The following is an 11,475-nucleotide window of genomic DNA, read 5'->3' on the forward strand; positions in this document are numbered from 1 at the left end:
GATGAGTACACATCAATTTCAACCTGATCTTCCGCCTCCAGCGAATACCGTTGGGCCAGTCGGTTGGTTAAGAAAAAATCTATTTAATGGACCTATTAACAGCGTCGTCACTGTGATTCTTGCTTACTTTGCTTTCACCCTATTATGGGCAATAGCGGATTGGGCATTCATCAGTGCCGACTGGATAGGAACCACACGCGATGCCTGTACTAGCGAAGGCGCTTGTTGGGTTTTTATCAGCGTTCGTTGGGACCAATTCATGTATGGCTTCTACCCAGAAGCTGAACTGTGGCGACCTCGCCTCTTCTATGCAACGTTGGCCATTTTTATAGCCTTACTGGCTTATGAAAAAACACCTAAACGTACGTGGATTTGGTTGTTCTTCGTCAACATCTACCCATTTATCATTGCTGGCTTGCTATACGGTGGCGTCTTTGGGTTAGAAGTTGTTGATACCCATAAATGGGGCGGCCTACTGGTTACACTGGTCATCGCACTTGTTGGTATTGTAGTGTCACTCCCTATTGGTGTTGCACTTGCTCTTGGGCGCCGCTCAGAGATGCCGATCATTCGCAGTATGTGTACCGTATACATCGAAATTTGGCGTGGCGTACCGCTCATTACAGTTCTATTCATGGCTTCAGTAATGCTGCCACTCTTTTTATCAGAAGGGACAGAAACCGATAAGCTCATTCGAGCACTTGTAGGGGTAGTTCTATTCAGTGCAGCCTACATGGCCGAAGTAATTCGAGGTGGTCTACAAGCAATACCAAAAGGCCAATACGAAGCAGCTGATGCTCTGGGGTTAAGCTACTGGAAAAAGACTGGGCTTATCATTCTACCTCAAGCTCTTAAAATCACGATTCCTTCAATTGTGAACACCTTCATTGGTTTGTTTAAAGATACCAGTCTTGTTTTGATTATTGGTATGTTTGATGTACTAGGAATTGGCCAAGCCGCGAATACCGACCCTGAATGGCTTGGGTATTCAACAGAAAGTTATGTATTTGTCGCGTTAGTGTTCTGGGTGTTTTGTTTTGGCATGTCGAGATATTCGATATGGCTAGAAAACAGACTTCACACCGGTCACAAACGATAATTAACAAGATCAAGGACGTATTATGACGCAGCAGACAGAAAACAACTCTCAAGGTCTTATGATCGAGTTGAAAGACATGAACAAGTGGTACGGTGAATTCCACGTACTTAAGAACATCAATTTAGAAGTTAAAAAAGGCGAGAAAATCGTTATCTGTGGCCCTTCAGGCTCTGGTAAATCAACGATGATCCGCTGCATCAACCGATTAGAAGAGCACCAAAAAGGTCATATCTTCGTTTCAGGTAATGAATTAACGGAAGACCTAAAGAACATCGAAGCCGTGCGTAGAGATGTCGGCATGTGTTTCCAACACTTCAATCTGTTTCCACATCTGACGGTATTAGAGAACTGTACTCTGGCTCCAATCTGGGTCAAAAAGATGCCAAAAGAAGAAGCCGAAGCGATTGCAATGAAGTACCTAGAGCGCGTAAAAATCCCTGAGCAAGCGGACAAGTTCCCAGGTCAGCTTTCAGGTGGTCAACAGCAGCGTGTAGCTATCGCTCGCTCTTTGTGTATGAACCCTCAAGTGATGCTGTTTGATGAGCCAACGTCGGCGCTCGATCCAGAAATGGTTCGTGAGGTGTTAGACGTAATGGTTGAGCTTGCAGAAGAAGGCATGACGATGCTTTGTGTAACGCACGAGATGGGCTTTGCTAAAGAGGTCGCGGATCGCGTTATCTTCATGGATGCCGGTGAAATCATAGAAGAGAACAACCCTGTCGATTTCTTTGAAAACCCACAATCAGACAGAACGCAGAACTTCTTAAGCCAAATCTTACACCACTAATGTGTTATGATGCATAAACTACAGAGGCGGCTTAGGTCGCCTCTTTGTTTTCAGTGTTATAATTAGTTTTTCAAGATTATAAACAGCGATTCAGTGCGATTAAAATTGAACAACGAACCTTAACTGCACTTTAAGAAATACTTTGTTACACCTTCAGAAGCACTTAACCGACTATTTTGATTATTATTTTACGTATACAAGAGGAATGAGAGACTTGATTTTTCGAACTTTCACCCCCATAAATGTACTAATAACTATTGAAGTCACCTTACGAGGAAGATTATGAACAGCCCTATGTTTTCACGCACAGCATCTCAAGAAAGTGCTCTGCAAACCAATAAAGTGTTGCGTAACACCTACGCATTACTGTCTATGACACTACTTTGGTCTGCTGTTGTAGCAGGCGTATCCATGGCGATGAACCTTCCTCGCCCGGGTCTTATTATCATGCTAGTTGGCTTCTACGGCCTACTTTTCCTAACAGAAAAGAACCGTGACAACAGCATGGGTCTAGTCTTCACATTCCTATTTACAGGTTTCTTAGGCTACACCATCGGTCCAATCTTAAACATGTACGTTGGCGCAGGCATGGGTGATGTCATCCTAACTGCACTTGGCGGTACAGCACTGGCGTTTATGGGCGCATCAGCTTACGCACTAACAACTAAGCGTGACCTGTCGTTCCTTAATGGCATGCTATTAGCTGGTTTCGTAGTACTACTTGTAGGTATGGTTGCAAACATCTTCCTACAAATGCCTCTACTATCATTGGCAATGAGCGGTATGTTCATCCTGTTCTCGACTGGTGTTATCTTGCTTACAACGCAAAACATCATTCGTGGCGGTGAAACAAACTACATCTCTGCAACGATCAGCTTGTACGTATCGATCTACAACATCTTCATCAGCCTACTAAGCATCCTAGGCATCATGGGCAGCGACGACTAATCGTTCCCATCATTGAAGAATATCTAGCCCAAGAGCCTACCTCTTGGGCTTTTTTGTATCTATAAGTACGATATTTCATTGGATAGCTACAATTTCTGTTGAGAAAGACAAACTTGGTCATGTACCCTATCCGCATAGTTAATTGGATTCTGGATTAAACATGTTTGAATATAACGGCAAGCAAATCGAAACCGACGCTCAAGGCTACCTATTGGATTACACGCAATGGGAAGAAGGCATGATTGAAATTCTTGCTCAAGACGAGGCGATTGAACTTACAGATGCACACTTAGAAGTCGTACATTTTGTAAGGAGCTTTTACGAAGAGTTCAACACCTCACCAGCGGTTCGCATGCTCGTTAAAGCAATGGAAAAAGCTCACGGCCCAGAAAAAGGCAATAGTAAGTACCTTTTCAAGTTATTCAAAAAAGGCCCTGCAAAACAAGCGACCAAGCTCGCCGGTTTACCTAAACCAGCAAAGTGCTTGTAAAACCTAACCCGCTTTAGGTCATTAAGTTACATTCAATATAAAATACTGTAGTGCTACAACTACAGTATTTTAAACGCCCCTATGCGTACGTCCTGGCGCTCACTATCTTTAACTTGATGCATCACAACGTTGTCTACTGTTGCGCTCGAAGGGCCAATATAGAGCCAAGCATGTAACTTCTCAATTTGCTGACTCTCTCCGACAACTAACACTTCAACTCGACCATCATTTAAGTTCTTTGCATAACCTGAGAGACCCATAGCTTGCGCCTGCCTACTGGTGTGGTAACGGAACCCAACACATTGAACTACGCCTGACACGACAAAAATATATTGTGAACTTTCCATAACGTTGCCTCATAAATTATATGAATGATATAGTCGAGCTTCTATTCATTCACCGCTTATTGGTGGACTTACTTCGAGTATAACGATTATGAAAGAAATCCCATTTCGTTGGATTGACAAATATCTCATTCACCTAAAAATCCAAGAAAAGTTCTATCTACTCTTCTTATTGCCTCTTCTCGCCCTGGTTATATTAACTCTCGTTTTAGATAGTGCCGCGGACTCTTTACTTGCTCACCTTTATCAAGAAGAAATGCTCTTGATGAAAGGGCTTATCGAAGCGGGTCAACTCACTAAATATCAAGTAGCTCAGCTTGTTAGCAGCTCTGAAACTATCTCTTTAGGCTACGGTGCTGGTTCTGTTTCAGTGATGAATGGAGCGTTCAGCCTAGTTGCTAACCATGACCAAAACCTTTGGTCTGCTCTATCGACGACTCAGGTTTCTATCATCGCTGTAACCCTAACGCTTATCGCACTAGGTGTTTACTACATCATGACCTTTATTGGCGGCGCGATGTTCTCTATGAACAAAGCTCTGAACACGCTTGCGAATGGCGACTTAACTTGCCGCATGAACTACTTCTTAGTTCGTGACGAGTTCAGTGAAATCGCGATTACAATCGATAAAGTTGCGGAGCGTGAACAAAACATGGTTCTATCAATCCAAGAGTCTGTCGCTCTCATGCAGCAGATCAGCTCGGACTTGAACCAGTCAACACAACAAAGTTCAGACATCTCAGGTAACCAACAAGAACACCTGAATAGCTTAGCAAGTGCAACGGAACAAATGGCGGCTACCATTCGCGAAGTCGCTACCCTTGCTCATGCGTCTAGCTCACAAACGATGGACGCTCGCGGCGTTGCTCAGAGCGGTCAAGTCAAGGTTTCAAATACACTGGAGTCTATCTCTAGCCTATCTCAAGAGATCCAGTCCGCTTCACAAGCAGTAGAAGAACTGGATGCCAACGCGGCGCAGATCGATGAAGTAATCACAACCATCAACGGTATTTCCGAACAGACTAACCTGTTAGCGTTGAACGCAGCTATCGAAGCCGCACGTGCTGGCGAGCAAGGTCGTGGATTTGCTGTTGTTGCCGATGAAGTTCGTGCCCTTGCCGGTCGTACTCAGCAAGCAACGGTTGAAATCCAAAGCATGATTGAATCATTACAACGTAACAGTCAATCACTGACCAAGCTGATGGAAGTCACGGTGAACAATGCTAACGAAGGCCAAACACTGATGTCAGAAGTGAACGTCGAGATCGGTTCATTAGCGGAAAAAAACCAGTCTATTTCAGATAGCAGCACTCAAATTGCTACCGCGGCTGAAGAACAAGGCGTAGTCGCTGACAACATTGCACAGAGTGTTGAAGAGATTCGTCATCAGTCAGACAGTATCTGCGAGATGATCAGTAAGAGTAATTCCAATGTTGACCAACTTCGTAAACAAAGCGATACGATGGAAGGTTTGCTGACAGGTCTTAAAGCTTAATACTGATATCCACCACAATGTGTTGATTAATCATTACTAGGGCTGCTTCTGCAGCCCTTTCTTATTTGCTTTTCACCTGCACTTCCCCGACAATACCCCTCCTTCAAATTCAACAAACAGAGTAAATTATGACTCCTTCAATTCATCTAGCTAAAGGCCGAGATAAATCACTACGCCGCAAACACCCTTGGGTATTTTCACGCGGTATCGATAAGGTCGAAGGCGAACCAAAACAAGGTGAAACTGTAGACGTATATGCTCAAAATGGTCAGTGGCTTGCAAAAGCGGCTTACTCACCAGAATCTCAAATTCGAGCTCGTGTTTGGACATTTGAAAAAGAAGAGATCAACAAGGCGTTCTTCGTAAAACGAATTCAAGACGCACAGTCTTTACGAGAAGACATTATCGAACGTGATGGTCTAACGGGCTACCGCCTAACGGCCGCAGAGTCTGATGGCTTACCAGGTATCACAATCGACAAATACCAAGACTTTCTTGTTTGCCAACTGCTAAGTGCTGGCGCTGAGTTTAACAAAAGCGTATTGGTTGAAGCGTTAATCGAGTGCTTCCCTGACTGCAACATCTACGAGCGTTCAGACGTGGCAGTTCGTAAGAAAGAAGGCCTAGAACAAGTTGTCGGCGTTCTTCATGGTGAAGAGCCACCAAAATCTATCGTGATTGAAGAAAATGGCGTTAAAATCAGCGTGAACATTATGGAAGGCCACAAAACAGGCTTCTACATGGACCAACGTGATAGCCGCAAAGAATCGATGAAGTACGTTAAAGGCAAAGATGTCCTTAACTGTTTCTCATATACAGGTGGCTTTGGCCTTTACGCACTTAAAGGCGACGCGAAGCGTGTTATCAACGCTGACGTATCTCAACTTGCTCTTGATACCGCTAAATTCAACGCTGAACTTAATGAGTTTGATATCTCGAAAAAGCGCGCTGTATTCCTAAACGCTGACGTTTTCAAACTGCTTCGTGAGTACCGTGATCAAGGCACTAAGTTTGACGTAGTGATCATGGACCCACCAAAGTTTGTTTCAAGCAAGAATAACCTAACTTCAGGCGCTAACGGCTACAAAGACGTTAACATGCTTGCGATGCAAACCCTGAAACCAGGTGGCACTCTACTCACCTACTCTTGCTCTGGCTTAATGGGTACTGATTTGTTCCAAAAAATCATCGCTGATGCAGCATTAGATGCAGGCCGAACGGTTAAGTTCGTCGAGCGCTTCGAGCAAGCAGCCGATCATCTAACAGACACAGCCTACCCAGAAGGTTTCTACCTGAAAGGTTTTGCTTGTAAGGTTATTTAATCCTTGAGCTTTTGACTCTATTATTTTATATGACGAAACAGACATATTAAAAAAGGGCCTTTCGGCCCTTTTTGTTATTCATGAATTAAGAGTTTGGTAGGTTAGTCATTAGTGAATTTACTAAATTCGTCAATTCATCACCGGAATAAACACCAGAAGAATCGACGTCAAAACCACTAAGATTACTTGCTTGGCCCTGCAATACTATAGTTTGAGAACCTTGATCATTAGTAATGGTTAACTCTAGGTCTTGGTTGTTATCGCTAATCTTAGCTGACAAATGTTCAAGAACATCATCCATTGTATTTTCATCATGAAGGAGTTCAGACAAATCAATACGGTCACTGCCCACTTCAAAGTCAGTAATAACGTCTCGATAGTTGTTCAAAGGTTCATCAACCCACTTGAAGATATCATCACCGTCGCCACCAGTTAGAATGTCATCACCTAAGCCACCGATTAAGATATCGCTACCGTCGCCACCGAGTAAGATATCATCGCCCGCAGCCCCTAGTAGTACATCATTACCAGCATGACCTAAGATAATGTCATCTTGTTCAGTACCCTGGAACTGATCATCACCTGTCGATGCGTTAAACGAAGAAGTAGGTGCAACATTCACCTCACCGCTAGGGCTTAGATTTAATGTAATAAGTTGCTGTGACTGAGCGCCTTGACTGTCTTCTACAGTTACAAGGATTTCAAATGCAACCGCTTTACCGGTGTCACTTGCTGTGCTGTCACTTGATGGTTGGAAATAGTATGAACCATCTTGTGCAACTCGAAATTCTCCGTAACCAATATCAACAACCAGTTCATTCCCAACACTGTCTTTGGTAAATGTTAGACCTGTTGGCAGGTTAATGGTGTTTCCATCAGTATCGACTTTCTGAATCACTGACGCTTTGCTCTCATCAATCATTACTGCTACTGCATCTAGGCCAGATAGAGATAGCAACAACGAACCAGCAATACCGATTGTTGGACGAAGTTTTGGTAATTCCGTTGTGATTAGAGAGTCTGGTATATAAACAACTTTACCATTGTTACCAGCGACTTCTTTAAGACCACTCTCAGGCACATTATCTGAGCTACCGACTCCAACGGCAGTCACATCTTTATCGGCAATAAAGCTGTCCCAATCGCTGTTGGTATCACTGTCCCAATCGCCATTGTCTAGACCGTCACTTAAGAAGTAAACAACGTCATTGGTATCGTCAGATGACAAATTTGAAACTGGGTTAGTATTGTAACCAGCGATTGCTGCCTCTACGCCATCTTCATAATCCGTTCCGCCTTGCGCATCGAAGATACCGTTATAATTTCTCTCATCTACTTTTTCTTGAGCGGTGGTAAGAATAGCTATAGCTTCAGCTACTGTCTTCCAACCAGTATTCGTCGCTCCAGAATCAAAGTCTATTAACTGTACCAGAACATCTTCACTGCCTTCTTGATCAGCCACGTTTTGCAAGAGATTAATTGACGCTTGCAATACGTACTCAATTCTCATATCGCTTAGACCACTCGGAGTACTTGCCATACTTCCAGAAGAATCAATAATCAGAGTAATGACTGTTGTTGGTACGCTCCCGCCTTGATCTGCCATGATATCGTTAGTTTCAGCAACATTAACACTAGTACTCGCTGTTGAAACATTTTCATTCACATCTACAGCAACGACTTCAACATCAACATCTAACTGTTCACCTGAACTATCTCTTACTGCAAGATTGTCATAGCTAATATGCTGTGTAGTGTCACCTTCAATATCAATGACCCAGACAGATTCATCACCAACGGTTACGAAACCACCAAGAACATTACCAGTATCTTTATCAATAATTTCTGCAGAATCTGGTAACCCGGAAATTCTAACTTCGTCTAGGTACTCACTTCCGTCTGTATCTGCTACCGAAGCTGTTACTGTAAAGCCAACATCTTGAAGCACATTGAATGTTCCGTCTTCATTAAGTTCAACAATAGCATCTGCAAAAATTAAACGTTCAATTTGATACAGTTTATCACCAGTACTACCCCATTCAGGAGTATCACGGTTCAAACTATCCACGATAGTCCAATCATGTTGTGTCGTCGTGTCACCAACAAAAGTTAAATTGTATTCAGAAAAATCACCTTCATATACTGCAGTATCAATAGCACTTTCAGCATCCAATGAACCAGTACCACCAGAAAGATGATCATCACCATCACGGCCAACAAAAATATCAGAACCTGTACCTCCTGGGTTTGTATTAGCATCTCCAATCAAACTATCACCAGAGCTTACATCAGAACCAACGATTAAATCATTTCCTACAGTCCCCGTTGTTTGACCATACTGATTCATTACAGTATGACCAAGTTCAGCATAATCACTTTCAGTAAAACTGGTGTTAGCATCAGCATTAACAAGCTTAGTATGGAGTGCATCACTAATCACAACATTTGAAGTATCACCAAATACCGCAGTAACATTAGGCTTATCAGCCACGGCATTCACAACAAGTGTTGCTGTACCTTCGCTCGACTTAGCTCCATCAGAAACAGTCACAGTAAACGGTACGCTATCGAAATGTTTATCCAAAGCTGGTGTGAACTCTGCAGAGGTCACTTGCCCTTCTGAATCTATTACAAGCTGAACCGAACCATATGATGGGTCAACCTTGACATCTGTAATAAATGTCTGGTCTCCATCAGCATCAGTAATATCGAGCTTATCCAGAGACAAACTAACCACCTGATCTTCATTAGAAGCATCAAACTGAGAGTCATTCAAGACTGGTGCTTTATTTGTTGAATCCTGTGTACTTGAAGTTGAAATGGTTATAACACCAGTATCAGTTCCTTTGTCACTATCTGTAGCTTCATAAGTGATTTTTTCAGAAACAATCGCATCTACAACTTCAACACCTTGCAATGTGATATTAGAGTTCGATCCATTTGATTGGTCCCCATTAACTGTGTATACACGAATCTCATCAAACCCACCACCAAGCTGTATATTTGCAGTGAATTCACCGCTTCCATCATAAACGGCAGAATTAGTATCATCATCAAAGATGTAAGGGTCATTGCCTACCTGAACACCATCTTTAAATAAGATAACTTGTATTTCAGCATCAGCAGAATTGTTGTCGGCATAGTGAGCCCATACACTACCAAAATCGATATTAACCTCAGTTACTGTTACCTCAGTGGCGTTAGAATCACCAACTTGAGTAAAGTCTATCGAGATATAATCTTTAGTTGAAACATCAAGCTCTTTGTCACCTACACCTAATCCTGACTCATTAGCCGCACTATCATAATGCAATGTTTCAGCTGTTAAATTGCTAGATGAGTCAGGTCTATCTCCATCGAAGCGACCACCAGAAATGATTACACCACTATCCAATGTATAAGATGTTTTGGAACCATTTATATTGTTAAAATCTTCTGATGCATCAAAAGAGAGATCGGAATTAACAGTTTCATCCAGCACATATTCGATTTGTGAATCTTCACTTAGAACTGTGTTTTCATTAACCAATGTACGAATATCACCATCAACCACATATAAAGAACCAAACTCAGGAAGATCAATAATCGAAAGTTGTACATCTTTATTATCAGTACTGCTTAAATCATCTTCAGCATCAATTACGTGAGAATCGAACGTGAACTGTACTGACTGCTCTGTACCTAATTCAATACTAAAGCTAGAAGCACTAGGATCGATATTGGTAGATAACGCATCTGTCCCAACAAACTGAGTACCTGATGGTTGATCTTGATATGTTAACTCAGCAGAAACATTCAGTTCACCATCTACAACCGTGTCCATATCTACATCAAATGATAAAGACCCAGAATTTATATCAGCTTGAGTAAGAACTTTAGTCTCAGTCAGTTGCCCTTCGACTTGAACCGTCAAGGTAGCACCGACTTCAACACCAACAGGTAACAATACACTGTATGAAACCATAGTTCGGTCACTGTTAATAATATCGTCTTCATCTTTTACGATAACGACCGAAGGAGCAAATAGCTCTTCAACAGTTTTTCCGCCATCAGTAAAATTAAAGTTTTCAAACTCAATGAAAGTATTCACATCACCATTATTTTCGGTGATTGACACTGAACCATCAGCATTAAGTGTCACTGAAGCCGAGTCCAAAGAGAAATCAAACACAGCAGTATCTGTACCCTCTCCACCATCAACAACTAATCTGTTATCAATGTCATCTACAGTGGCATTGAATTGATCATCTCCCCCACCAAGTAAGACGAAGTCATCTGTAGTTTCTTGCTGTGCTGGGTCAAAATCGCCATGGTAGTAATGTACGGTATTCGATGATTCACTAGTGTTACCGTAATTATCAACTTGTTTGGCTGTAAAGAATTCGTTGTCATTAACAGACGTAGAAACCAGGTTCGATATATCAGTGGTCCAGTTACCATTACTGTCGACTGTAATCGGAGTTACATTCACCTGATTACTGTCTTCATCGAATAGTAATATTGTTAAGCCAGGCTCACCAGTACCATGCAATGTAACTTCAGAATAATCACTAGCTGCAGAATCATCTGAGATATTTGTAATCACAGGAGATTCCGGAATGTCGGTAAACACAAAATAACGCTCTGTATTAGAAGCAACAAAATCGTTACCAGCATCATCACTTCCAGTCACAGTAGCGGTAAGATCTGCAGGGTTACCCATAATAAGATTCGAACCATGTGTGACTAACTTGAACGTATTGTCAGCAAGAACTACCGTCGAACCGATAAGAACTTTGCTATCTCCAACCCCCAAGTAAATATGTACAGTATCCCCTTCACTTGCATCACCAGAAACTTTACCTGTTATCTCTTGATCAGATGAAGCTTCTTCAGCATTAACAATACCATCACCAGTAACTTGATCGATATCTATACCTGCTCCTGCAGTGGTGTCCAACGTCGCGTTTTCGCTGTCTGTCGCCGCGTTGCCCGCTGTATCCGTCACGTC

At 42.4% G+C, this 11,475-nt stretch carries 8 protein-coding genes; 6 read left to right on the plus strand and 2 right to left on the minus strand.

What is annotated here, in order from left to right:
* Position 1: 1 nt before the first annotated feature.
* The 4 genes from AB6D58_RS08325 to AB6D58_RS08340 all read left to right on the plus strand — a co-directional run bounded on the left by AB6D58_RS08325 (position 2) and on the right by AB6D58_RS08340 (position 3,324).
* On the plus strand, positions 2–1,099 hold the full coding sequence (locus tag AB6D58_RS08325; protein WP_372156956.1) for an amino acid ABC transporter permease: 1,098 nt from the start codon (positions 2–4) through the stop codon (positions 1,097–1,099).
* A 22-nt stretch (positions 1,100–1,121) separates the two neighbouring features.
* Positions 1,122–1,886, plus strand: coding sequence for an amino acid ABC transporter ATP-binding protein (locus AB6D58_RS08330; RefSeq protein ID WP_017059704.1), 765 nt, complete (start codon positions 1,122–1,124; stop codon positions 1,884–1,886).
* Between the two features lie 282 nt (positions 1,887–2,168).
* Entirely contained in the window at positions 2,169–2,834 is a 666-nt protein-coding gene (locus AB6D58_RS08335; protein WP_017057206.1) for a Bax inhibitor-1/YccA family protein, read from the plus strand.
* Positions 2,835–2,994: 160 nt separating this feature from the next.
* A complete protein-coding gene (locus tag AB6D58_RS08340) occupies positions 2,995–3,324 on the plus strand; it encodes a TusE/DsrC/DsvC family sulfur relay protein (protein WP_017057205.1) in 330 nt (109 codons plus the stop codon).
* Positions 3,325–3,383: 59 nt separating this feature from the next.
* On the opposite strand, the gene yccX is transcribed toward AB6D58_RS08340, so the two are convergent.
* Positions 3,384–3,671, minus strand: a complete 288-nt coding sequence (gene yccX, locus AB6D58_RS08345; protein WP_017059706.1) for an acylphosphatase — start codon at positions 3,669–3,671, stop codon at positions 3,384–3,386.
* A gap of 88 nt (positions 3,672–3,759) precedes the next feature.
* Here yccX and AB6D58_RS08350 point away from each other — a divergent pair, with 88 nt between their 5' ends.
* A complete protein-coding gene (locus AB6D58_RS08350) occupies positions 3,760–5,163 on the plus strand; it encodes a methyl-accepting chemotaxis protein (RefSeq protein ID WP_372156958.1) in 1,404 nt (467 codons plus the stop codon).
* 128 nt (positions 5,164–5,291) lie between these two features.
* Positions 5,292–6,485: a class I SAM-dependent methyltransferase gene (locus AB6D58_RS08355; protein WP_372156960.1), complete on the plus strand. Its 1,194-nt coding sequence runs from the start codon at positions 5,292–5,294 to the stop codon at positions 6,483–6,485.
* 85 nt (positions 6,486–6,570) lie between these two features.
* Here AB6D58_RS08355 and AB6D58_RS08360 read toward each other — a convergent pair whose 3' ends face one another.
* Positions 6,571–11,472, minus strand: a complete 4,902-nt coding sequence (locus AB6D58_RS08360; protein WP_372156962.1) for an Ig-like domain-containing protein — start codon at positions 11,470–11,472, stop codon at positions 6,571–6,573.
* Between the last annotated feature and the right edge of the window lie 3 nt (positions 11,473–11,475).

The organism is Vibrio sp. 10N.239.312.D08, from assembly GCF_041466145.1.
Classification (GTDB): domain Bacteria; phylum Pseudomonadota; class Gammaproteobacteria; order Enterobacterales; family Vibrionaceae; genus Vibrio; species Vibrio crassostreae_C.

Coding starts and splice junctions, on each gene's coding strand:
- AB6D58_RS08330 (WP_017059704.1), top strand. CDS start 1,122: ATGACGCAGCAGACAGAAAACAACTCTCAAGGTCTTATGATCGAGTTG.
- AB6D58_RS08340 (WP_017057205.1), top strand. CDS start 2,995: ATGTTTGAATATAACGGCAAGCAAATCGAAACCGACGCTCAAGGCTAC.
- AB6D58_RS08325 (WP_372156956.1), top strand. CDS start 2: ATGAGTACACATCAATTTCAACCTGATCTTCCGCCTCCAGCGAATACC.
- yccX (WP_017059706.1), bottom strand. CDS start 3,671: ATGGAAAGTTCACAATATATTTTTGTCGTGTCAGGCGTAGTTCAATGT.
- AB6D58_RS08350 (WP_372156958.1), top strand. CDS start 3,760: ATGAAAGAAATCCCATTTCGTTGGATTGACAAATATCTCATTCACCTA.
- AB6D58_RS08335 (WP_017057206.1), top strand. CDS start 2,169: ATGAACAGCCCTATGTTTTCACGCACAGCATCTCAAGAAAGTGCTCTG.
- AB6D58_RS08355 (WP_372156960.1), top strand. CDS start 5,292: ATGACTCCTTCAATTCATCTAGCTAAAGGCCGAGATAAATCACTACGC.